The 23,893-nt window shown below is 40.5% G+C and carries 27 protein-coding genes and 1 pseudogene; 2 read left to right on the top strand and 26 right to left on the bottom strand.

The window, feature by feature from the left end:
• Positions 1–2 precede the first annotated feature (2 nt).
• The 3 genes from BKH46_RS00600 to BKH46_RS00590 are packed head-to-tail and all read right to left on the bottom strand — an operon-like array spanning position 3 to position 3,354.
• A complete protein-coding gene (locus BKH46_RS00600; protein ID WP_095224878.1) occupies positions 3–575 on the bottom strand; it encodes an adenylate kinase in 573 nt (190 codons plus the stop codon).
• Positions 576–615: 40 nt separating this feature from the next.
• Positions 616–2,355 (bottom strand): aspartate--tRNA ligase, encoded by a 1,740-nt coding sequence (aspS, locus tag BKH46_RS00595; protein WP_095224877.1) that lies wholly within the window; start codon positions 2,353–2,355, stop codon positions 616–618.
• Between the two features lie 51 nt (positions 2,356–2,406).
• On the bottom strand, positions 2,407–3,354 hold the full coding sequence (locus BKH46_RS00590; RefSeq protein WP_095224876.1) for a chemotaxis protein CheW: 948 nt from the start codon (positions 3,352–3,354) through the stop codon (positions 2,407–2,409).
• A gap of 100 nt (positions 3,355–3,454) precedes the next feature.
• Here BKH46_RS00590 and ligA point away from each other — a divergent pair, with 100 nt between their 5' ends.
• Positions 3,455–5,428, top strand: coding sequence for an NAD-dependent DNA ligase LigA (ligA, locus tag BKH46_RS00585; RefSeq protein WP_095224875.1), 1,974 nt, complete (start codon positions 3,455–3,457; stop codon positions 5,426–5,428).
• 181 nt (positions 5,429–5,609) lie between these two features.
• Here ligA and BKH46_RS00580 read toward each other — a convergent pair whose 3' ends face one another.
• From BKH46_RS00580 to BKH46_RS00470, 23 genes and pseudogenes are all read right to left on the bottom strand, one after another.
• Positions 5,610–6,185, bottom strand: coding sequence for a peptidylprolyl isomerase (locus BKH46_RS00580; protein WP_095224874.1), 576 nt, complete (start codon positions 6,183–6,185; stop codon positions 5,610–5,612).
• A complete protein-coding gene (locus BKH46_RS00575; RefSeq protein WP_253248264.1) occupies positions 6,182–7,129 on the bottom strand; it encodes a hypothetical protein in 948 nt (315 codons plus the stop codon). The genes BKH46_RS00580 and BKH46_RS00575 overlap by 4 nt, the downstream gene beginning before the upstream one ends.
• A gap of 9 nt (positions 7,130–7,138) precedes the next feature.
• Positions 7,139–7,651, bottom strand: coding sequence for an OmpA family protein (locus BKH46_RS00570; RefSeq protein ID WP_095224873.1), 513 nt, complete (start codon positions 7,649–7,651; stop codon positions 7,139–7,141).
• Between the two features lie 57 nt (positions 7,652–7,708).
• A complete protein-coding gene (tolB, locus tag BKH46_RS00565) occupies positions 7,709–8,962 on the bottom strand; it encodes a Tol-Pal system protein TolB (RefSeq protein WP_095224872.1) in 1,254 nt (417 codons plus the stop codon).
• Complete coding sequence (locus tag BKH46_RS00560) at positions 8,962–9,675, bottom strand: energy transducer TonB (RefSeq protein ID WP_095224871.1); 714 nt, start codon at positions 9,673–9,675, stop codon at positions 8,962–8,964. Before BKH46_RS00560 ends, tolB begins: the two co-directional genes overlap by 1 nt.
• Entirely contained in the window at positions 9,675–10,073 is a 399-nt protein-coding gene (locus BKH46_RS00555; RefSeq protein WP_095224870.1) for an ExbD/TolR family protein, read from the bottom strand. Before BKH46_RS00555 ends, BKH46_RS00560 begins: the two co-directional genes overlap by 1 nt.
• Before the next feature lie 3 nt (positions 10,074–10,076).
• The gene (locus BKH46_RS00550; protein ID WP_095224869.1) at positions 10,077–10,655 is read right to left on the bottom strand and encodes a MotA/TolQ/ExbB proton channel family protein; all 579 of its coding nucleotides are present in this window, start codon (positions 10,653–10,655) and stop codon (positions 10,077–10,079) included.
• A 2-nt stretch (positions 10,656–10,657) separates the two neighbouring features.
• Complete coding sequence (gene atpC, locus BKH46_RS00545; protein WP_095224868.1) at positions 10,658–11,050, bottom strand: ATP synthase F1 subunit epsilon; 393 nt, start codon at positions 11,048–11,050, stop codon at positions 10,658–10,660.
• A gap of 10 nt (positions 11,051–11,060) precedes the next feature.
• Positions 11,061–12,461, bottom strand: coding sequence for a F0F1 ATP synthase subunit beta (atpD, locus tag BKH46_RS00540; protein WP_095224867.1), 1,401 nt, complete (start codon positions 12,459–12,461; stop codon positions 11,061–11,063).
• Between the two features lie 16 nt (positions 12,462–12,477).
• Positions 12,478–13,374: an ATP synthase F1 subunit gamma gene (gene atpG, locus BKH46_RS00535; RefSeq protein WP_095224866.1), complete on the bottom strand. Its 897-nt coding sequence runs from the start codon at positions 13,372–13,374 to the stop codon at positions 12,478–12,480.
• Positions 13,375–13,388: 14 nt separating this feature from the next.
• On the bottom strand, positions 13,389–14,903 hold the full coding sequence (gene atpA, locus BKH46_RS00530; RefSeq protein WP_095224865.1) for a F0F1 ATP synthase subunit alpha: 1,515 nt from the start codon (positions 14,901–14,903) through the stop codon (positions 13,389–13,391).
• Positions 14,904–14,920: 17 nt separating this feature from the next.
• Positions 14,921–15,451: a F0F1 ATP synthase subunit delta gene (locus tag BKH46_RS00525; protein ID WP_095224864.1), complete on the bottom strand. Its 531-nt coding sequence runs from the start codon at positions 15,449–15,451 to the stop codon at positions 14,921–14,923.
• Positions 15,451–15,960: a F0F1 ATP synthase subunit B gene (locus tag BKH46_RS00520; protein ID WP_095224863.1), complete on the bottom strand. Its 510-nt coding sequence runs from the start codon at positions 15,958–15,960 to the stop codon at positions 15,451–15,453. The genes BKH46_RS00525 and BKH46_RS00520 overlap by 1 nt, the downstream gene beginning before the upstream one ends.
• Positions 15,961–15,970: 10 nt before the next feature.
• Positions 15,971–16,396, bottom strand: coding sequence for a FoF1 ATP synthase subunit B' (locus BKH46_RS00515; protein ID WP_095224862.1), 426 nt, complete (start codon positions 16,394–16,396; stop codon positions 15,971–15,973).
• A gap of 73 nt (positions 16,397–16,469) precedes the next feature.
• Positions 16,470–17,348: a ParB/RepB/Spo0J family partition protein gene (locus tag BKH46_RS00510; RefSeq protein ID WP_095224861.1), complete on the bottom strand. Its 879-nt coding sequence runs from the start codon at positions 17,346–17,348 to the stop codon at positions 16,470–16,472.
• A gap of 1 nt (position 17,349) precedes the next feature.
• On the bottom strand, positions 17,350–18,138 hold the full coding sequence (locus BKH46_RS00505; protein ID WP_095224860.1) for an AAA family ATPase: 789 nt from the start codon (positions 18,136–18,138) through the stop codon (positions 17,350–17,352).
• 12 nt (positions 18,139–18,150) lie between these two features.
• Positions 18,151–18,780: a biotin--[acetyl-CoA-carboxylase] ligase gene (locus BKH46_RS00500; protein ID WP_095224859.1), complete on the bottom strand. Its 630-nt coding sequence runs from the start codon at positions 18,778–18,780 to the stop codon at positions 18,151–18,153.
• Positions 18,780–19,691, bottom strand: coding sequence for a methionyl-tRNA formyltransferase (locus BKH46_RS00495; RefSeq protein ID WP_095225028.1), 912 nt, complete (start codon positions 19,689–19,691; stop codon positions 18,780–18,782). Before BKH46_RS00495 ends, BKH46_RS00500 begins: the two co-directional genes overlap by 1 nt.
• A gap of 58 nt (positions 19,692–19,749) precedes the next feature.
• Positions 19,750–20,868, bottom strand: coding sequence for a GTPase ObgE (gene obgE / locus BKH46_RS00490; RefSeq protein ID WP_095224858.1), 1,119 nt, complete (start codon positions 20,866–20,868; stop codon positions 19,750–19,752).
• A 20-nt stretch (positions 20,869–20,888) separates the two neighbouring features.
• A pseudogene (locus tag BKH46_RS00485) lies at positions 20,889–21,701 on the bottom strand (DUF535 family protein); the annotation flags it as partial.
• Positions 21,702–22,287: 586 nt separating this feature from the next.
• On the bottom strand, positions 22,288–22,542 hold the full coding sequence (rpmA, locus tag BKH46_RS00480) for a 50S ribosomal protein L27 (RefSeq protein WP_095224856.1): 255 nt from the start codon (positions 22,540–22,542) through the stop codon (positions 22,288–22,290).
• A 10-nt stretch (positions 22,543–22,552) separates the two neighbouring features.
• Complete coding sequence (rplU, locus tag BKH46_RS00475; protein WP_095224855.1) at positions 22,553–22,864, bottom strand: 50S ribosomal protein L21; 312 nt, start codon at positions 22,862–22,864, stop codon at positions 22,553–22,555.
• 105 nt (positions 22,865–22,969) lie between these two features.
• Positions 22,970–23,341 (bottom strand): RidA family protein, encoded by a 372-nt coding sequence (locus tag BKH46_RS00470; protein WP_095224854.1) that lies wholly within the window; start codon positions 23,339–23,341, stop codon positions 22,970–22,972.
• Positions 23,342–23,417: 76 nt separating this feature from the next.
• On the opposite strand from BKH46_RS00470, the gene BKH46_RS00465 reads away from it, so the two are divergent.
• Positions 23,418–23,840 (top strand): hypothetical protein, encoded by a 423-nt coding sequence (locus tag BKH46_RS00465; protein ID WP_095224853.1) that lies wholly within the window; start codon positions 23,418–23,420, stop codon positions 23,838–23,840.
• The last annotated feature ends 53 nt before the right edge of the window (positions 23,841–23,893 follow it).

Below are 23,893 nucleotides of genomic sequence, written 5' to 3'. Positions count from 1 at the left end.
CCTTAAATTTTTGATTGGATAAAATCTTCCATCTCTTTGACAATTTCTGCGATCGTGCGCTCACCATTGATGCGTTTGAGGATTTTTGAGCGCGTGTAAAACTCTTGGATAGCCTTGAGGGGCTCTTGATAGACACGCATGCGATTGTTGAATACTTCAGTATTGTCATCAGCCCCCCTTGCACGTCCTAAGACCCTTTCTTTAGCCACTGCTTCACTGACATCTACTTCAATCACGCTGATGAGTGCGACTCCATCTTGAGATTTGAGCACATTATCTAAAGACTCCATTTGCTCCACACTTCTAGGATAGCCATCGATGAGTATCACATCTTTGGGGGCATTTTTGATAGCTGTCACAATTGTTTCTACAACAATATGCAAAGGCACTAAATTCCCCTTACTCGTAAAACTCTCAATCAAGCGCCCCCGCTCACTCCCAGAAGCCACTTCATTTCTGAGCAGATCCCCTGTAGAGTAATGCACAATCTTATCTGCGTGGTTTTGGGCAATGAGTTGTGCGTCAGTCGTTTTGCCACTTCCTGGTGCTCCAATGATCAAAAATAGCTTTTTCATGATGATCTCCTTTGTAGTTTATCTGCTTTGATGGTTTCCATCAAATATTTTGCAAGCGAATATGCAACTCTTGGAGCTGCTCTTGGCTGACATTGCTAGGGGCTTGTGTGAGCAAGCAAGAAGCTTTTTGAGTCTTTGGAAAGGCGATAACATCTCGGATACTGCTTGTTTGCGTGAGTAACATCACCAAACGATCAAGCCCAATAGCAAATCCTCCGTGTGGGGGCGCACCATAATTTAGGGCTTCGAGCAAAAATCCAAACTTGCTCTTAGCTTCTTGCGCTGGGATACCTAAAATCTCAAAAACCCTCTCTTGTATGTCTGATTGATGGATTCTTATACTCCCCCCACCAAGCTCTACACCATTAAGAACGACATCATAAGCATAGGATTGGATTGCTTCAAGATCTTGTGTGTCTAAATCCTTTGGCATTGTAAATGGATGGTGCAAGGCCTGTATTTTGCCATCTGCTTGCTCAAACATCGGGAAATCCACCACCCATAAAAAATTCAACTGCCCCTCAGGTATCTGCCCCATATCTTGGGCAATCTTGAGTCGCAACCGACCCATATAATCCCAAACCACCCTCTTATCCCCTGCACCAAAAAACACAATATCTCCGAGCGCAAGCCCAAGACGCTCCACTAAGCTCTCGAGATTTTGTGACGTGATGAATTTCACCAAAGGTCCCTTCAAGCCGTCTTCTTTGTATTGGATATATGCCAAGCCCTTAGCGCCAAACTTCCTGACAAATTCCTCAGTTTCTGTGAGTGTCTTACGGCTAAAAAAACCATCCCCACCTTTGACTTTTAGGGCTTTGAAACGATTTTTCTTGCTGTCTTTGGCGATAGTTTTAAAGATTTCATTGCTAGAATCAACAAACAAATCCCCGACCTCCACAAGAGGCATATCAAAACGCAAATCGGGCTTATCTGACCCATATTTTTCCATAGCCTCTGCATAAGGCAAGCGCACAAAAGGGATTTGTATGTCTATAGAAGCTGCAGCAAAAATATCTTGAATCAATCGCTCAGCCACGCCCATCACATCTTCTTGCGTGCAAAAACTCATTTCCACATCAATCTGGGTGAATTCTGGCTGTCTGTCTGCACGCAAATCTTCATCACGGAAACATCTGGCTATCTGAAAATACCTATCAAAGCCGCTCACCATCAGTAATTGCTTGAAAAGCTGAGGGCTTTGCGGGAGGGCAAAAAACTCTCCTTTATGCACCCTGCTAGGCACCAAATAATCCCTAGCTCCCTCTGGTGTGGTCTTAGACAAAATGGGAGTTTCGACCTCGATAAAATCCATTTGAGCGAGTGAATTTCTTGTTGCAATGGCTATATCACTGCGAGTTTTAAAAATCTTAAATGATTTTTGAGAGCGCAAATCCAAATACCGATATTTTAGCCGCAAATCTTCATTGACACTCCCATCACCGATAGTTATCGGCGGAGTTTGGCTTTTATTTTCAATACTGATTCCATCTAAGACCACTTCGATTTTGCCTGTTTTGAGCTTAGGGTTCTCAAGCCCAGCCCCCCTAGATCGCACTTTACCCTTAGCGATGAGCACATATTCATCACGAACACTCGAAGCAAGCGCATAAGCAGGAGAAGTAGGATCGCATACAAGCTGGATAATCCCACTCTTATCCCGCAAATCAATAAACACAACCCCGCCATGATCTCTATAGGTGTTGCACCAACCACATAAAGTGACGCTTTCGCCTATATTTTTTTCATCTAAATCTGTGCATAAATGAGTTCGTAACATCTTTGCCTATCACCTTTCTTTGTATTAAGTTTGTTTCCACGCGCAAAGTCCCTAGCTATGTGCCAAAAACTTTTTTAATAATTCTTCGATCTCTACTGCATTTGATTTTGTGATAAAACCATCTGCGTGCAAGGCTTGTGCCATCTGTTTGTTAGAATCACTGCTCATAGAAGAATTCACAATAACAGGAATATGCCTTGTTTGGGGGTTTTCTTTAGTGCGTTTGAGGACTTCAAAGCCCGATACCATAGGCATTTCTAAGTCTGTGATGATCACCCCGATATGCGCAATCACATCTTCTGAAAACAAATAATCCAAAAGTGCCTTGCCATTAGGAAATGTGAAATATTTGAGTTCGAGTTTTTCGATGATTTTTTGCAAAGATCTGGCCGCAAATTGTGAATCCTCTGCAAGCAAAATAATTTTATCACTATTGATAGCTTCAATCGATTGGAGCTCCAGACTCGAGAAGCCCTCAAGCATTGGGAAAGCATCAGCAACCATCTTTTCTACATCTAAAATCTGTATCACAGAGCCATCATCATATTTTGTCGTAGCAGTCACCTTGCTTCTCCCATCAAAGCCATATTCACTACCAACCACGACTTCTGACCAGCTTTTTTGAATAATCCGCTTGACACCAAGTATTTTCAACCCCACGGTGTAGTTAGAAAAATTACAAATCACGACAAGGCTTTTCTCACCCTCGATAGAATAAGGCCGCAAATCCCTCCTTGGGTCTTGCGGGCTATAATAGAGCCATCTTTTCATATCCACCAATGGGATAGACTCTCCCCGCACGGTCAAAAAACCTAGCATAATGCCATCGTTTTCTCCAGCTGTCTGGGTAAACTCTCCCTCATAGTAGATAATCTCCCTGATTTTAAATACATTCATCGCATATAATTGGGAGTCTAATTCTCCATCGAGTGTGAAGCATAGGAACTGCACCTCGTTATTTAAATGCAGCGAAGTGGTCTTATCAATACTGCTTATCAAAACGACTCCTTATGATGCACCATCTAGCAGACAATGCCCCAAATCAATGCTATAATATTACCAATAAAATACAAAATTTATTCCATATAATGAGGGTTTGATGTTAAAAAATCTCAAAGATTATCAAAAAAATGTCGCCTTGCTCACTCAAATGGCGCACCATTACTATGTGCTTGATAATCCGATTGCAACTGATGCGCAATATGACCAGCTCTATGCAGAAGTGCTTGCCTATGAGAGGGCTTATCCAAAAGATTGTATCGCTTCTTCGCCCACACAAAGAGTGGGAGGGGCAGTGCTAGAGGGCTTTAGCAAACACAAGCATTCAGAGCGTATGTGGAGTTTGGATGATATTTTTGACTCTGCAGAGCTTTTAGAATGGGTGGGGCGTATCTATAAAACCTATCCGAATATGAGCTTTGTGTGTTCGCCTAAATTTGATGGAGTGTCTTTGAACCTCTATTATGAAAATGGTATGCTTATCAGTGCGGCCACAAGGGGTGATGGGAGCATAGGAGAATTGATCACACAAAATGCTAAAACCATTCCCTCTATCCCCCTTGAAATCCCCCATAAAGAGGGGATCGAAATCAGAGGGGAGGTCGTGATCACTAAAGATGATTTTGAAAAAATAAACGCCCAAAGGCTGCAAACAGGGGAAAATCTCTTTGCCAACCCTAGAAATGCTGCTGCGGGGAGCTTAAGACAGCTTGACCCTAAAATCACAGCCAAAAGAAAACTAAAATTTATCCCTTGGGGGATAGGAAAAAATACATTTGAAAACAAAAGCTTTTTAGAATTGATGGAACAAATCGCCCAATATGGCTTTTATCCTACTCCTCTCATCAAGCACTGCCATAATATCGAAGAAATCCAAGCTGCCTATGAGCATTTAGTGAGCTTGCGGCACACCTATCCTATTATGCTTGATGGAATGGTGATCGTGCTAGATTCTATCCCAGCACAAAAATCGCTCGGTTATACCATCAAATCCCCGCGCTTTGCTTGTGCGTATAAATTCCCCGCGATACAAAAAAGCTCCAAAATCCTCTCTGTCACCAATCAAGTAGGCAGGAGCGGGGTCATCACACCTGTAGCTGAGCTTGAGCCTATTGAGATTGAGGGCGCGATGATTGCACGAGCAACCTTGCATAATTACTCTGAAATCCAAAAAAAAGATATTCGTATCAATGACACTATCATCATTGTCCGCAGTGGAGATGTGATCCCTAAGATTATCAAGCCCATTATCGAGCTTCGTGATGGCACACAACTTGAAATCACAAAGCCAAGCCACTGCCCTGTATGCCATAGTGAATTGCTGATTGAAGATATTTTTATCCGTTGTCAAAACCTCTCTTGCAAAGCAAGGATCAAAGAATCCATCACTTATTTTGCCTCCAAAAAGGCTCTCAATATCGATGGTTTGGGGGGGAAAATTGTCGATCAGCTTTTTGAAAATGGTATCATTTCTAATATTCTTGATATCTATGCGATACAAATAGAGAGCCTGCTAGGGCTGGAGGGCTGGAGGCAAAAAAAGGCTCAAAATCTCATTGACGCCATCAAAGCGACAAAAAATATCCCACTATGGCGACTGATCAATGCACTAGGGATTGAGCATATCGGAGAGGGAGCGAGCAAAAAACTAGCCTTGAGCTTTGGGTTAGAGGTCTTTGAAAAAGACTATGATGATCTCATTGCTATCGATGGATTTGGGCAGGAAATGGCTGCTTCTGTGATTGATTTTGGCATTGTCAATAAAGATTTGATCCAAAAACTCCTAGAGCTCATCACCCCGCAAGTTTCTCACGAAAATGTGCGTGATGATTCATTTTTTAGCACAAAAAGTATCGTTTTAACAGGCACTCTCTCTAAGCCGCGCGAACAAATCGCTGCATTGCTTGAATCTTTAGGGGCTAAAATCATCTCTAGTGTGAGTAAAAACACAGATTTAGTCATCTATGGAGAAAATGCTGGGAGCAAGCTACAAAAAGCAAACGATCTCCATATCCACACTATAACCGAAGAAACACTCAGAGAAATCCTCAAAAACGAGGGGATTGAGCTTTAAGGGACTGATTGTGTGATGTCTTATCTAAGTCTATTTATCTTGTTTGAAGATACCCTATAAATTCTTTTAAGATATGATGAAAATCTTCTAAAATCTTTTAGGGGCTTAAATCTCACCCCCAACTATCAACTATCAACTTATCGCCAAGGTAAGGCAAGGCAAGCTCCCAATCCATACCCCATCAGTGGGAACAGCCACAACCCCCACCGCCGCCACCACAGCAGCCGCCTTCATTTTCGTGTTCGTGATGGTGGTGATGTCCGCTACCACTGCCACAACCACAGCCCCCACCTGCCATACTTCCACTGATAATTTCTTGTTCAGTGGGCTCTCTAGAATCTAGCACCGTGATATTAAACATTAAAGTTTTGCCCGCTAATGGGTGGTTATAATCTATCATCACGACCTTATCGCTAAAATCTTTAACAACCACCTGCACGGTCTGCCCATCTTCGCCTTGACCAAAAAGTGTCATACCTTTTTGGAGTGTGATACCCTCAAACTGCTCTTTAGGGACTTCTTGGAGAAAATCATTTCTATAAAGACCATAAGCCTCTTCAGGGCTAACACACACTTCGATTTTCTTACCAACTTCTGCACCAATAATAGCCTTTTCTAACCCTGTAATCACTTGACCTGCACCCACCAAAAACTCCAAGGGCTTAGAACCGATGTTGGAATCAACAACCTCTTTGGTATCAAAATCCATCACTTCATACTCAATGGCTACAACTTTATTTGTTTCTATACTATTCATTTCTTACCTTTTGTTCGATTTATGATCTCTTTAGCTTTCTGACCTTGCTCACTATCGGGGTATAAGTATAACAAAGATTCAAGAAATTTATTATAATTTACCATATCTTTTGAATACCTAAAAGCCCACGCAGTATGCCACAACAAAATAGGCATATACTGAGCTTTCTCATCGAGCAAAGCACTTTTTTTATACAAAGCGATAGCATCTGTATATTTCTTTTCTTTATAAGCAATCTCACCGAGCATATAAAGGCTATAAGCAGCTCTATAGGGGATTTCTGCTGTCCATTGAAACCTTATCTTGGCCTCTTTGAGTTTGCGCTGGGAATAGAGTTTGAGTGCTTCAGCAAAAATCTGCTTTTTCTTACTCACATCTTTTTGAAATGTCGGCTCTTGGGGCGTTTTATCCTCTGATGTGGGTGTGCTTTGGTCTGTGTCTGGTGTTTGTGTGGCAAGATTTTTTTTGATCCAATCAAGCTGTGCAATCATCGTCGTATTGATACCATTGAGTAGCTCACTCATATCATTGATTTTTTTATCTAGCTCTTCGATGGCTTGCTTGTTGCTCTCTACTTGCTCTTTGAGTCCATCAAGCAAATCAGCTTGCTGCTTGAGTGTGTTAGAGTGCAAATCTTGGAGTGCTTGCAGGGATTTCAGAGAATTTTCGTGGATAGCTGCAGTATCGAGCAAGCCCTTGATTTTAAGGCTCTGACCTTCAAAAAGACTTTTGACTCCATCTTGGGATTGTTCTAAAGACGCAACTCTATTTTGCAAATCCACAATCACAGATTCGAGATTTTTATTACTCAATTTGAGAGTCTTGAGCTCCTTTTTAGTCGCACCACTTTGGAGCTCAAAGGCTGAGGGCTCACTATAAGCCACCACACAAATCAGAAACAATAAAACAAACAAATGCGAGTTAAAGATTCTGATTTGCCCCATATACAATCACTATTTTACCAATTTAATATCTGCTCTTCTGTTTTTCTGATAGCAAGCTTTTGTTTGCTCGTGGCAAATCGGTTTGCTCTCACCAAAACTAACAACCTTAATCTTGTCCTTAGAAATCCCTTTGACAACCAAGGCACTCTTCACGCTCAATGCCCTCTTAGTCCCTAAAGCATAATTATATTCATCGCTACCAAACTCATCTGTATTCCCCTCAATCAAGACGTTCATATCAGTGTCTTTGATTTTTTGCGCACTTTCATCGACTGCGTTTTCCATATCTGGCTTGATATTGAATTTATCAAAATCAAAATACACGCTGCCTACGATTGTCCCGCTTGGAATCTCTTCTGGTGCTTGCTCAGCTTGCTCTGGCTCTTGGGGTGCGGGGGCAATATTATCTTGAATCTTTTCTTGCTCTGTGCTCCCTGCATTAGAAACACTCACTTCTTTTTGAGCACAACCTGCTACCAACAAAACCGCAAAAATAAAGCTTGTCGCTAAAATCTTATTCATAAAAACTCCTCAACCCTTGTTTTTTGGATTTCCATTATATCCAAATAATTAACCAAATCACCAATCAAAGGCTTGGATTTTGATATGATTCAACGGAAAGAGATAGCTGCGATTATAGTCCAAACGAATGATCCCTAGGGCACTTTGAGCCTGTGTGTGCTTCAAAAACATAATGCTCCCTCCATCGTTAGAAAATCGCGGCATTTGATTGGTGCCATTGGCTGTGAGCCTGCGGATATAATCACTTTTAGTAGAAATCAGATACAGATTGAAGGTATTCAGACCAAATTCATTAGCGCTCTCACGACTCGTATAGACAACATAATCTTGATAAGCAGAAGCAGAGCTATTGTTGCGTCCGTGATAGACAACCTGCTCGACAGGGGCATTGATATCTAGCTTTTTAGCAAAGACATTGGGATACCCTGCCCGATCTGAAATGAATATCATCGCTGTATCCCCATCGATAAAACTCCCTGAAACATCGATCCCTGGATACTTTGTGAGTTGTTTGCTTGTCTTGGTGGGGACATCATAGAGATAAATATCTGATTGGGCTTTGGGGGCTAGGGACAAAAGCAGTTTGCTGCCATCTTTACTCACGCTTGAAACAATAGCCATACCATCACTTGCTATGATATTTTGACTCAAGCCTGTGTAGATGTTATATTTGATAATCGTGGGCTTTTGGAGATATTTGGTGTAATAGATTTCAGTCTGATCGGCATTTGCCCATTTGGGAAATATATTGAGCCCGCCTTTGATGATAGTCTTTTGATAAGTAAGGGTATAGTCTGATATGATGATACTTGTTTCACCTGATTTGATATATTTCGACAAAACAACAAATCGATCCATCCAAGCAATCGAGGGGGCATTGATATAATCATTGATATCAATAGCCATTTTATGTGCAGCAAAGGGATAAAGGGCTTTGTCTGTAATCGCATAGATTTTATTGACTTTGAGTTCAGAGGTATTGATATCATACAAATACAACACTGCTTGCAATCCTTGGGCAGTGTCTTTGGCTTCTATATGGGCTAAAAGGTCGATTTTTTTTAGCTTATAAGTTGGGTAGTCGATAGACTCGCCTTTGTATTTATCGCCATCAGATACTTCAAAATGGCTACTGATTTTTAAATCAGTCATCAAGATTTTGTAGATCTTTTTTGCTTGCTCGCTATCTTTGGATTCAGAATAGCTCACTTCTATATTGGGGATTTTCTGGATAGTTTTGATCACATCTAAAGTCGCATCAAAGGCAAACAAACTCCCACAATACACAAAAATCAAAAATATAATTCTCATCATTTTTCCTCTGTTCTGAAATTGACTTCAATACTGACAAATTTGCCCTTGGGATAAGGGGGGAATTTTTTAGAGCTCAAAGCACTCAAGAGATTTTCCACGCTTTTGTTGTAGTCATCATAACGAGAATATCTCAATATTTTATAACTAAAATCTCCCGTATCTGTGATAGTGAGTAAGACGCTCACAGAAGCATTTTGATAAAAAGATATTTTCCATTGAGAATACAAAATCTCATAAACCTTGGCAAACCAAAGGTCATAAACACCATCAGAAGTATCTGGCTTGGGGGTTTGGGACTGGACATCGATAGCTTTATTTTTAATCATTTGGAGTTTAGAGTTGATCGCTTTTAAACTACTTTGGAGCTCTTCTAAAGCTTTCTGTTTTTGCTTGCGTCGTTCAAGATTTTTAGCGACTTGCTCGCGATTGTCTGCGACCTCTGGCTCTTCTTTTTGGGGGTTGATAGAAGAAAAAATATCTTTGATACCTGTCCCCTCTAAAGGAGTGCCTCCTTGCTGGGTTTGCTCACTCTCTGAAGAAGCATCAAGCAAAGCATCGATAGCAATCGACTGCTCAATTTTTGTATCTGCCTTAAATACATACCGCACGGGATCAGAAAACTCAAATCCAAAGATAAGAAAAAACAGAATAAAAAAATAAAAGAAAAAAGCAAAGACCCCTGAAAAAATAAACAACAATCGTGTATTCATCAGCCATTTGTAACCAAAGAAACTTTTGAAAAGCCCGCCTCTTTAATGCTTTTGAGCAAATAGACAATATTTTCATAAGTCAAATTCTTATCAGCCCGAATATGGACACTCGTATTTTTGTCATATTCTTTTGCCAAAAGATTGAAGCTATCAGGAAAAGAGTTGTAATCATAGACATTGTTTTTGATATAGATTTTCTTTTTAGCGTCCATACGCACTTCAAGAACCTTTTCTTGTGAGGCTTTGAGTGTTTTTGAGCCTTTGGGGAGTGTGATATTTTCTTGATAAGTGATCGTGGGTGTCGTGACCATCAAGATAGCCAAAAGCACAAGCATAATATCCACCAAAGGGGTGATATTGAGCTCTGGTTTTTCGTCCCAATCAAAATCATTTTCCATCGATTATTTTCCATTGCCAGTGTTTTTTGAGAGAATCATATCAATTTGCATCTGCACATACACAGACAAATCATAAGCCTTTCTCTTTAAAATCAAGAAGAAGGAATATGCAGGTATAGCTGTCAAAATCCCTGCTGCTGTGGCTATGAGTGCCTTAGAAATGATAGGGGCTATCACATCAAAAGAAACTTGACCACTCATTCCTAGTTTCCCAAAAGCGTCCAATATCTCTACAACCGTGCCAAACAGACCGATAAAAGGGGCTGTTGATGAAACAATACTCAAGACCACCAACCCCGTGCTTGCTTGTTTGAGCACTTGAGTCTTCCAGATGTGGAGCATTTCTTTTGAAGTACTTATCTCTCTGTCTTTGCTTGAGTGAAATATCGGATAATCGGGCAATTTTTGCTCATCTTTGATGATTTTATCCAAAGAGTTTTTTTCTCGCGAAGTTTGAGATCTTATAGATATAAACTTATAAACAAAAATCCATAAAGTCAAAATAAAATACAAAGACAACCAAAATAGCACAAAAATCGTAATCAAGCCACTTTCATAAAAAAAATTTTGTATCACTGCCATATTTATAATTTACCTTTTGCTGAAGTTTCTATTTTTGAGACGACATTAGAGATGGCAACCCTATCTGAGGTCGCTTCTTCCAAGAGTTTCTTGGCATCAGCGATAGCTTGCGAGATTTCATTAGCGTCTTTGCCACCGATGGCTACAGCCCCATCTGCTAAGATATCTACTTGCATTGCACTCACCTCAGCATAGCCCCAATTGATGGCAATCAAATCGCGTTCATTGCCAGATCTCTCAATCTCAATCACGCCGCTTTTGAGCAATGAAAGTATGTTGCTATGTCCTTTTAAGACACCAAACTCACCCTCTACACCGGGTAAGGTGACACTTTTAACTCCACCTGAAAATATCTCCCCATAAGGCGTGACTATATTGACAACTAATTCTTCCATTGCTGATTCCTTATGCATTTTTCATTTTCTCTGCTTTTTCTATTGCCTCTTGTATATTGCCAACCATATAAAATGCATTTTCTGGGATATGGTCATATTTGCCCTCTAATATGCCCTTAAAGCCCTCAAGGGTTTCTTCTAATGTGACATATTTGCCAGGACTTCCTGTAAAGACTTCTGCGACAAAAAATGGCTGGGATAAGAATTTTTCGATTTTTCTTGCTCTTTCGACCACTTTTTTATCCTCTTCAGATAGCTCGTCCATTCCCAAAATTGCAATGATATCTTGGAGATCTTTGTATTTTTGTAGGATTTGCTGGATACCTGTAGCGATTTTATAATGTTCTTCACCAACAATCTGAGGGTCTAAGATCCTAGAGGTCGAATCCAGAGGATCCACAGCAGGGTAGATTCCTTTTTCAGCGATTTTTCTATTTAAAACCGTGGTTGCATCAAGATGAGAAAAAACTGACGCAGGAGCGGGGTCTGTCAAGTCATCTGCAGGCACATACACTGCTTGAACAGAGGTGATAGAGCCCTTTTTAGTAGAAGCAATCCTCTCTTGGAGCTTACCCATCTCGCTAGCTAATGTCGGCTGATAGCCCACAGCAGATGGAATCCGACCGAGCAAAGCAGACATTTCAGCACCCGATTGGGCATATCTGAAAATATTATCAATAAACATCAAAACATCAAGACCTTTTTCATCTCTGAAATACTCAGCCATCGTAAGACCTGTAAAGGCAATCCTGTTTCTAGCCCCTGGAGGCTCGTTCATCTGTCCATAGCAGAGGGCAACTTTATCCAAAACGCCCCCCTCTTTCATCTCATGATACAAGTCATTCCCCTCGCGTGTCCTCTCACCCACACCAGCAAATACAGAATAACCGCTATGTTTGTAAGCGACATTATGGATTAGCTCCATAATCACCACGGTTTTACCCACGCCCGCACCACCAAACAAGCCTACCTTACCTCCCTTAGAATAAGGAGCGAGCAAATCGACAACTTTAATCCCTGTTTCAAACATTTCAGTTTTTGTGCTTTGATTCTCAAAAGTCGGTGCACTGCGATGGATCGGCCAAGTAGGAGCATTTTTGATGGGCTCACCCTCATCAATCACTTCACCGATCACATTAAAAATCCTCCCTAGCACCTCTTCGCCCACAGGAACTTCTATCATCTTACCTCTAGCGCTCACAGCTTGATTCCTAGTGAGCCCCTCAGTCATATCCATTGCGATAGTTCTCACGCGATTATCACCCAAATGGGCAGCAACCTCTAAAACTAGCTTTTTCTCTACACCCTCAAAATTGTATTTGACATCTAAAGCCTCATTGATTGCAGGCAGATAGGACTCAAAATCCACATCAACCACTGGCCCCATAACTTGAATAATTTTTCCTTCCATATATATTCTCCTCAATTTATTTCATAGCTTCGACGCCAGCATTGATCTCTACTAATTCGGTAGTGATGGCCTCTTGTCGTGCTTTATTATAAGAAACTGTCAAGCTTTTCACAAGCTCGCCAGCATTGTTGGTTGCTGTATCCATTGCTTGCATCCTTGAGCTATGCTCAGCAGCTAAGGAGTCAATCAATGCATAATACACATTGTATTCGATATATTTTTTTGCCAATTCATCTAATACAATATCTTCATCTTCATCAGGCTCAATACTCACAGCACTAGAACTTGCATCAACATCAGCAATATCAAACCCCAAAGGCAAGATGGTTTTTGTCTTCAATTCTTGGGAAATCATATTTTTAAAGCCATTATGAACAATCAAAACCTGATCGGTCAAGCCATCAAGATAATCTTGCACAACTTTGAGGGCAAAATCAGAAGCGCGATCATAATCAGGGAACGAACTCAAATCTGTGATTTTATCAAGCACTTCAATGTCATTGAATACAAAATAAGCAATGCCTTTTTTGCCAATACCTCTGAGTCTGACTTTGATACCTTGGCTTTTATAGACCCCCATCAAGCGGATCACTTCTTTGATAGTCGTGGCGTTGAATCCCCCGCACAGCCCCTTATCAGCAGTCACAAATACAATATCGACCTTTTTGATCTCTCTGTCTTTTGTATTCAAAAAATACTTACTATTGATATTTTCCAATCCTCTGGTTTTGATCTTTGATAAAATATTGCCAAAAACTTCATTGAGCTTGTTGGCAAATATCTTAGAACGTTTTGCCATCTCCTCGGCTTTTTTCAGCTTAGAAGTAGAAACCAATTTCATCGCACGGGTCGTCTTTTGAGTGTTTTTGACACTGCCGATTTGCTTTCTGATTTCTTTTAAGTTATTTCCCATTGCTTGTCCCTGCTTTAAGCTGTAAAGCTTATTTTGAACTCATCTAAAGCCTTTGTCAAGACACCTTCTAGGTCTTTATCCAATGCCCTTTTGTTTCTGATGTCTTCAAAAATCTTAGGATATTTTGCTTCCAAAAACGGATAAAGCTCGCTTTCAAACTTCACAACACGATGGGTAGGGATATCATCTAAAAAGCCCTTTGCCCCTGCGTAGATAATCACTACTTGTTTTTCAATAGGCAATGGCGAATACGGTGGCTGTTTGAGAACTTCTACCATTCTCTGGCCTCTATCAAGCTGCTTCCTGCTTGATTCATCTAAATCAGAGGCAAACTGCGCGAAAGCTTGCAATTCACGATATTGTGCCAAATCCAATCGCAGTGTCCCTGAAACTTGCTTGGTTGCCTTGATTTGCGCAGCCCCACCAACCCTAGAAACTGAAAGCCCGACATTGATAGCAGGGCGAATACCTGAGAAAAACAAATCAGTTTCCAAAAATATCTGCCCATCAGTGATGGATATGACATTAGTGGGAATATAAGCTGAAACATCTCCTGCTTGTGTTTCTATAATCGGTAGAGCAGTCAAAGATCCCGCACCTTTCTCATCGCTAACTTTTGCAGCACGTTCTAAAAGTCTTGAATGGATATAAAACACATCTCCGGGAAATGCCTCTCTGCCCGGAGGTCTTCTCAAAATCAAAGACATTTCTCTATAAGCCACTGCGTGCTTGCTCAAATCATCATAAACAATCAAGGCATGGCGCGCATTATCTCTGAAATATTCTCCAATTGTCACACCCGTATAAGGTGCTAGAAACTGCATTGCTGCAGAGTCTGAAGCTGATGCATTGACAATCACGGTATATTCCATCGCACCATATTCTTCAAGTTTTCTGACTACTTGTGCGACCGTGGATTCTTTCTGACCGATAGCAACATAAATACAAATGACATCTTGACCTTTTTGGTTGATGATCGTATCGATAGCAACGGTTGTCTTGCCTGTCTGTCTATCGCCAATGATGAGCTCTCTTTGACCCCGACCGATAGGGACTAGTGCATCGATTGCCTTGATACCTGTCTGCAAAGGCTCATGGACAGATTTTCTATCCATAATCCCTGGCGCTTTTTGCTCAACAAATCGATATTCTGTAGCTTCTATTGCTCCTTTTCCATCGATAGCCTCACCCAAAGTATTGATAACTCTCCCAACAACTGCATCGCCAACAGGGACTTTCATGAGTTTGCCCAATCTCTTTACAGAAGTGCCTTCTTTGATGTTTTTGCCATCACCAAGAATCACCACACCCACACTGCTTTCTTCGAGATTTGAAGCCAAACCTTTATCACCAGTATCAAACTCAACCATTTCATAAGACATAACATTTTTGAGTCCATAAACTCTAGCAACCCCATCAGCATAAGCGATAACTTTACCCGTTTCGGCTATGTCGATATTGATGTCAAAACTTTCTATCCTTTCCTTAATAATCGAACTGATCTCTTCTGGCTTTAATTTTGCTACCACACTTTCTCCTTTTAAAGTTAAATTGCTTTTAAAATATATGATTTCAATTCATTGAGAAAATTATCCCTTGAGAAGGAAACCTCAATGCCCAATCCATTGATAACCAACTTGATACCCTCTATCTCTGTGATGATCTTTTGGATCTCAAGACCGACCCCAAGACGACCTGCTAAAGATCTTGTGATTGCATCAATAGTGCTTGCGTCAATATCTTCATTGAGATACAACAAACCTATGTAGGATTGATTTGTTTCATTGATGTGGAGTTGGAGTGCTCCATACACAAATGGGATCATATCAAGCCGATTGTTTTCTGCTAAAAGCTTGATAAAGTTGGTAATTTTTTCATTTTTTGACTCCATCAATGTCAGCAAAAACTCACATTTCTGAGCTCTGGGGACATAAGGAGAATTGATAATATCTAAAAATTTATCCACACTAAATGCACCGACTACTCCCTTAAAATCCTCCAACACAAGGCTCAGATCGGCACCATCAAGACTCTCTATCAAGGCTTTTGTATATTTTTTTGCTACGACTTCAAGCATCACGCCACCTTTTTATTGAGTATATGGATATAATCAGAAGTTTCAAAAGTCCCTACCTTGGTCTTAAAGAGCTCTGTAAGTATTTCTTCGACAACTTCTCTCTCCATCTTTTTTTGCTCAAAATCCATCAAAATCTCGTTATTTTTGATGATATTTTCTATATCAACTCGGGATTGCTCTTCAATCTTTTGCATCACCAAATAAGCTTCTTTTTTGGCAGTAGCGACCATATCTGTGGCTTTACTTTTAGACTCTTCGAGCTTTCTTAGGGCTTGCTCCTTAGCTTTTTTGGCAGTTTTTAGCTTGTCTTGGACTTCTTCGAGTTTTTTAGCGATATTTTCCCTGCGGGTAGCAAAAAGCTCTTTGAGTTTATCAGCAGCCAAATACCATAAAATCGCTATAAAAATGACAAAATTGACAATACGTTCTACGATATCTGTATCGGAAATATCGACTTCAGACCCCAACAAGGCAGACATAAAAGCTAATGACAAAAGAATATATTTCACACAATCCCCCCTATATTTGAGATATTTTTATTTTCAAAGACTCTTCAAAAACTGGCATTTGCTCCAAAAGCCGACCTTTAAGCTCGCTCCTTTGTGATTGCAATCCCTCTAAAAATTCTTCAAACTTCGCTGCTGTTTCTGCTTTATTTTTTGAAATTTTAGCTTCATAGGCAGTCTTGGCTTCATTGTTGGCTTGTTCGACAATCTGCACAGACTCCAAACGGGCATTTTCTAGGATCTGCTTGATTTCTCTGTCGATTTCAATGATTTCTTGTTCGTTATTATGTATAGATTCCACATCTTGAGTGATAGAGGAATTTCGATTGTCCATAAAAGAAAAAATAGGTTTATACAGCCAAGTATTGAGCAGATAAAGAGTGATCAAAAACACAACAAAAACTAGAAGCATCAGGTAGGGATTCACGGTTATGGTCATCAAAACTCCTCTTACATCAAGATAATAAACTACAAATAAGGCATTTTATCAAAAATTATCTTAAATGAAGCAGTCAATGTGGAGATAATTTTTCCATCAAGGCTTCAATCTTTGAATCATCGGATATATCAAGCACTAGCCGTCCCTTTTTTATCGCACAAGAGATACCATAATCTTCAAGGGCGCTTTTGAGCCAAGTTAGCCTTTTATCGGTCTTTGGTGGAGTCAAAGAGCTTTTGGGTTGGGGGCTGGAGGGGGAGCTTGGGTGTGTCTTGAGCTTTTTGACAAGCAACTCTGTATCGTGCACAGAGAGTTTTTGCCCCAAGATAGAATCCAATGCGATATGTTGTTCTGCTTCTGATAGGGTGATGAGGATTTTTGCATGGCCTTGCGTGAGTTTTTCAGCAACCAATGCCTCTTGCACCGCAGAAGAAAGCCCCAATAAACGCAAGGTATTCGTGATTTGCGTTCTTGATTTTTTGATTTTTTTAGCCAGTTCATCGTGGGTGATCTGATAGTCTTCAATCAGTTCTTTATAAGAATGGGCCAAATCAATGGGATTGAGCTCCTCGCGTTGGATATTTTCAATCAGAGCAATCTCTCGCAGCTTGGTAATATCCACATCAACAATGATTGCTTTGATTGTCTTGAGTCCTGCTAGTTTTGAAGCCCGAAGCCTCCTTTCACCAGCTATCAACACATAATCTCCATCGTGGTTTTCATACACAAGCACAGGCTGCAGCAACCCGTGTTCAGCAATCGACTCTGAAAGCTCGCTCACAGAATCAGCAGAAAAATGCCTTCGGGGCTGGTAGGGGTTTGGCTTGATGATATCAACATCGAGTTCAACAACCAACTCAGAATTATCCGAAAGATTGTTTTCATAAGCCTGACTCACCTCGCTGAGCAAAGCCCCCAAGCCTCTCCCTAAAGCCAAATTCTTTTTTGCCAAATCACACTCCTTGTAAAATTGTTTGTGCTAGCATTTGATAGGCTATGCTGCCATTTGATTTGACATCATAAAGCAAGACAGGCTTCCCAAAACTAGGTGATTCTGCTAGTTTGACACTGCGAGGGACGATGATATAAGAATCGTTGGTTTTGTTTTTAAAAAGCTTTGCGTCAAAATGTTGGGACAAATCAGCAAAAACTTGCTTGGAGAGGTTGTTTTGAGAAGAATACATTGTGGGTAAAAAGCCTTTGATTTCTAAATGAGGGCTTGTGGTATCGCGGAGGATTTTTATCGTGCTCAAAAGCTGTGCTAGCCCCTCTAGGGCAAAAAATTCACATTGGATAGGGATAATGACTGAATCAGCTGCTGAGAGGGCGTTGATCGTGAGAGGCCCTAGGGCTGGGGGAGAGTCGATGATGATAAAATCATACAGATGTAAGATTTCTTGGATTTTTTTTCTGAGTATCAAGTCTTTGTTGGAATTTTTTTTGCCATAAAATTCTTTTTCGATACCGACTAGACCGATATTAGAAGGTGCTAAGTGCATAAAGGGCATTTCAGTTTTTTGGATAATTTGTGAAAGCTTTTTGCTCCCCATCAGCACATGATAAATATCAAATTCAATATCATTTCTCCGAAACCCCAAACTCGTAGTGGCATTGGATTGTGGGTCAAAATCAATCAACAAGACATTTTTTTCTGCCAATGCCAAAGAAGCAGCTAGGTTTACTGCTGTGGTCGTTTTCCCTACCCCGCCTTTTTGATTTGCAACTGCTATCACTTCACACATTTTTTACTCTCATTATCTGATATTATAAATTTTTTCACCATTTAAATAAATCCCCCCATCAGGCAATAAAATTGCCCCCTCTAGGTCTAACACACCATCTTGATGATGGAACGAAAAACCAAAATTTTTATAAAATTCTAACTCATACTTACTAAAAATATGCTTCCATCTGGAAGTATTTTTGATTTTTGCAAAAAACTTTTCTAAAACTTCTTCTCGAGAGATTGCAGCACCCAAATATGCGAATCTCCCGCCATAAATATTCAATCCAATCCCACAAACTATATCCTCCCTACAAACACTACTCATCACGCCCCCAGCTTTCTGTTTGCCTATATACAAGTCATTGGGCCATTTGAGCCATACATCAAAGCCCAAAGACACGAGCACTTCTTTGAATATAAATCCAAAAAATATCGAAGCACTCTGCAAAGGCAAATCTTGTGGCAGTTCAGATAGTTTGATGGCAAACGAAAAACTCAGTGCCTCTCTAGCCTGTTCCCAGACATTGCCCCGACTGCCAATTCCAGCTGTTTGTTTGTCTGCTACAACACAAATCGGAGAGATAAGCTTAGCTGCTTTTAGCTGCTCTGAAAGATAGGTTTGTGTTGAGGGTAATATATCAAAATATAAAATTTCCATCAAGATAATATATCTCCTATTTTGAGTCTTTGCCCTAAAAGATAAGTTCTTGCGTCAATTTTTTGTTTGCTTGGGGCTTGGAGGGAAGCTATCTTGAGCGCCCCACGCTCGCAGCCAACCACAACAGCACTGCCCTCAATCGCCAAAATCTCTCCCTCTTGATATGTCCCACTCAAAGCAACAATCTCCACACCAAAGAGTTTCAGACCACTTGCTAAAAAGATATGGGGCCAAAGCGAATACGCCAAAGACTTCAGATAAATATTCTTAGCATTTATAAAGTGCACGACTCCATCAGTTTTTTGAATCTTTTTGCAATAGCTCGCATCTGCGTGGATCTGCTTTAGGGGCTCAATATGCTCTTGGCGTATCAAGACTTCAAGGAGCAAATCCCCACCTAGCTGTGCTAAAAGGACTATCAAAGCCTCCATATCCATAGAATCTACACGCTCCAAAGCCCCCACACCTAAAATATCTCCACTATCTAGCCCCTCTTGCATTGCCATCACACTCACCCCATAAAGCTCTTCGTGGTTGATAATCATCTCGTGTATGGGCGAAGCACCTCTGTATTTTGGAAGTATCGAAGCGTGCAGATTAAGACATAAGGCAAGAGAGAGGATTTGAGGGGGCAAGATCTTCCCATAAGCAACGACGACAATCACATCAGGTGCGAGTGTCTGGATATTTGCGATACTTTGTGTGTCTAAGCTTTCGGGCTGGAAAATAGGGATAGTAAGCCCTCTTTGTAAAAGCAATTCTTTTGTCTGGGGGCATTTGAGCTCCTTTGTCCTCCCAAAGGGTTTATCAGGCTGCGCAAACAATCCCACCACTTCAAAACGCACATCATTTAAAATCTGATCTAAAACCAAACGCGCAAAATAAGGAGTCCCCATAAACAAAACTCTCATCTTTGCCCTTGGTGCTTGTTTATTCATTTTAGTCCCTTCCCTTGCTCCAACCTCCCCATCAAGACTCAAGCCCCTCTTTTGTATGCGTATTCAGATACTCTAAAACATCTAAAAGCACAAAGCTCAAAGCCCGCGTATTGACTTGAGTGAGCGAAGAAATAGGGATTACAAACAAAGGTTTTTGCATATCTCTGCCCCCCTCTTGTATGGGGGTTTGATCGATATAATATTTCCAATCCTCAGACAGACCAAATGACCCAATATCCATAGCCTCTAAGCCCAAAAAAGCATAAAAATCATCTATATTTTTTTGAGAAAAATCCAAGCTGTCTGTTTTGTTTAAAACAACACCAAAAGGTCTTAAATACAGCTCTTCAGAAAAGTTCTTAAGTTCTATTCTGAGTTTTTGGTATTGCTTGATAGGGTCTTTATCCCCTGTGCCATCGAGCACAAAAAGCAAAAATTTAGTCCGTTCAATATGGCGCAAAAACTCTATCCCTAGCCCCTTGCCTGCAGACGCCCCATCGATGATACCTGGTATATCAGCAACCACATATGAAGAAAATGTATCAGGAGAAACCACACCAAGATTAGGCACTAATGTCGTAAATGCATAATCAGCAATCTCGGGCTTAGCATTTGAAATCACAGATATTAAGGTAGATTTCCCCACATTAGGGAACCCCACTAGCCCAACATCTGCAATCAGCTTGAGCTCTAGCCTGATATGCCTTTCTTCTCCAGCAAGACCACTTTGAGCGTATGTGGGGCGTTGGTTGATGGAATTTTTAAAGCGCATATTGCCCCAACCACCCTTCCCACCTTTGAGAACCTTGAGCTTGATACCATCACTTGTAAAATCATACAGCAATTTGTGGGTATCAAAGTCAAAAACTTGCGTGCCTGGAGGGATTTTGATGATAACATCTTCGCCCTTTTTGCCACTGCATTTCCTGCCCCCACCAGGCTGACCATTTTTAGCCCTATAGTGCTTAGTCCCACGAAATTTAGAGAGTGTGTCTGTGTTTTTATCCACTTCAAAATACACATCACCCCCATCACCCCCATCACCCCCATCAGGCCCCCCATTGAGGACAAATTTCTCGCGCCGAAAGCTCACAGCCCCCGCACCCCCTTTGCCCGAACTGATAAAAATATCTACATTGTCAATAAACATATGATTCCCAAATTTTCAGATTATTTCATGCAAAATATTTTAACCATTTCTTCCTTTAATTCTTCTAGCATTAAAAATCGTTTTTTATACATCGAGCGTTTGCTGCTAGGAATATCTTCAAGTTACTTGTGCTTGTGGTGCAGCTGATAATAACAATGCCTGCCGATACAAACAAGCTCTCCATATGCTTCTTGCCAAGTCTTGTCATAATCAGCATAATAGCCTTTGTGTAAGCCCCTATTGGAGCGGATTTGCAACTTTGAGGAGATACCTAAAGTTTGATTGCATTTCAAAACTTTTGTAAGGATTTTGAGTGCTTCAATCAGCAGTGCGCTAGGTCTTAGACCAAAGCATTTTTTTGTCAAAAGTCTGATTTCATCTTCCCTATGAGCACTAGCCCTACCCCCCCCCCCTTGTATCGAGGCAATCAGCAGGTTCTTTTCAGGCATGAAACAAAAAGTCGCTTGATAGATGGATTCTCCCGAGGGATTCCTGAGTGCTAATGCCCAAAACCCCTCTTCATTGGCGTTGGTGTTTTTTCCAAAATAGTCCATAGGGCTCTTTGGAATCAAGAGCAAATAAATGGATACTTTTTTCCCAAAAAAGGGGGGGGGCGCTATCTTGAGTGATTGCCAAAGCTGGGTGATAAAACGCAAATCAGAAACAATATATGCAAAACGTTCTTTGGGGCTAAACTTTTTATTACAAAAATACCTGATAAGGACATAAGCGCAAATCGGAGAATACTCAAAAAAATCCATCAAAAAGAGATATGTATTGATGAATACCTCAAATTGTTTGATGTATGGATAAAAGATTATTTTTCTTAAATAAAACGCACATACCGACGCAAAGTAATCTTAAAATCCGGATCTTTCAATAAACTTGCTTTTAAAAACTTATATCCCATAAACTCCCTCAATACTTGTTTTTTATCAGTTAGAAAAAAGGTTAATCTTATCTTGTAAAATCTTAAAATTTGCTATAGTATTGTGACTTTCTATCAACCATCAAGCAAAGTTATGGAGGCTTAGGATAGGTCTTACAAACAATGATTAAAAAATCAGACAACAAATATAAATTGATACAAAACTGACATAAAAAGACAAAATAACAAATGCAGTAGTGTGTTTATGGTGTATTCAATGCTATCTTGTGCTATCTTGTTCTATCTTGATATAAGGTCATCAAAACAAGAAACAAAAGCATTGTTTAAAAATATGATAAAAACTTAGAAGTGTTATTTGTTACAAGGGGTATAAGGGGCATCATACAAAGATAAAAGTGCAAAAATAAAAGTACAAAGATAGAAATATGAGAAAAATATAACAAAAGTGCCAAAAATATTAGCTATCAATTCAAGAGAGTCCAAAGGCTATTTTGAGCCTTAGACTCATCTCTCAATCGATTGACCTCTGCTTAAGCAGAAATGACTGAAACCTTTTTGCGATTCTTGTCTTTTTGCTGGAATTTGACAACACCATCAATCAGAGCAAAAATCGTATGATCCTTGCCGATACCGACATTAGCTCCGGGGTGGATTTTTGTGCCCCTTTGTCGGACGATGATATTCCCTGCGCGAACAAACTGAGAACCAAACTTTTTGATCCCTAGCCTCCTACCTGCAGAGTCCCTATTATTTTGGGTGCTACCTTGACCTTTCTTGTGTGCCATCTGATACTCCTTATCCTGCTATCTTTAAGATTCTTACTCGAGTGAAATCGCGTCTAAAACCTCTTTTGGTTTTGCTGTCTTTCCTTCTTCTCTTTTTAAATGTAACGACTTTTTTTGCCCTGCCCTCATTGATGACTTCTGCTTGGATTTTTGCACCCTCCACAAAAGGGGCTCCCAGCTTAAGATTATCACCATCAGCAATGGCTAAAACTTCGTTCAATTCTAACTTTGACTTTGGCTCAAGGCTCATTTTATCAAGTAAGACGATATCGCCCTCTTGGACCTTGTATTGTTTGCCTCCATTCTTGAAAACTGCATACATTGTATCTGTCCTTGCGAAGTTTATTGTTTCAAACGCTTATCTTAAATGATGCGAACAAAACTACAAATTTTATAAAAAAAAACCTAATATTTACTTTAAATGACTTTAAACTTGAGCGATACACTCGATTTCTACCAAAGCATTTTTAGGCAATGTCTTCACAGCAACGGTGCTGCGAGCTGGCTTGTGTGTGCTGAAATATTCTCCATAGATCGCATTGAGTGGGGCAAAATGATCCATATCCGATAAAAATACCGTTGTTTTGATCACCTTAGCAAGAGAGCTACCCCCTGCTTCTAGGACTGCTTTGAGGTTTTTTAGCACTTGATGGGCTTGAGCGCTGATATCTCCTCCGATAAACTCTCCTTGTGCATTTAAGGCAATCTGCCCTGATGTATAAATCAATCCATTATGGACAATAGCCTGCGCATAAGGGCCAATCGCCGCGGGTGCGTGGGGACTTGAGATAATCTCCATCTAAAAACTCCTATTTTAATTTTTTTGCATTGTATTATACTATAATGTAAAAATACTTTTAGAAATTGAGGTGCTGATGCGATTGGTGCAGTTATATTTTTTGCGTTTTGTGCTCCCATTGGTTTTTCTAGGCACAAGGGGCTTTGCAGATACTTTTATCACCGATGGCATACAAGTGGCTATATCTCTGAAATCCAACCAAGTTTTGCTGATAGACCATCGCACCCAAAAGCCCATCGGCATTATGGAAATCACCCCTAATGGCAAGCTCATCAAACTCCCCTTGCCACGCTCTTTTCTCTACACACCTCAAGCAAAGCCCAAAGTAAATATCCAAACAAAGCCTAGCACCCCTCCTTCACACACAACCTCCAGCCCTGCCCCAAAGCCCCCTAAGCCCAAATCCACCACCAAACCCTTGATCGAAAAAAACAGACAATGGGACAAAAAGCAAATCCCGTTTTTGATCCAAGAAGAAACATTGCCCCTCAATCCGTGATTGAATATTTACCCAATACTGCCGATTTATAGGCAAAGAAGTGGAATTATTTT

This window comes from Helicobacter sp. 12S02634-8, assembly GCF_002272865.1.
Classification (GTDB): Bacteria; Campylobacterota; Campylobacteria; order Campylobacterales; family Helicobacteraceae; genus Helicobacter_J.
This window is presented reverse-complemented; position numbering and strand designations above follow the sequence as displayed.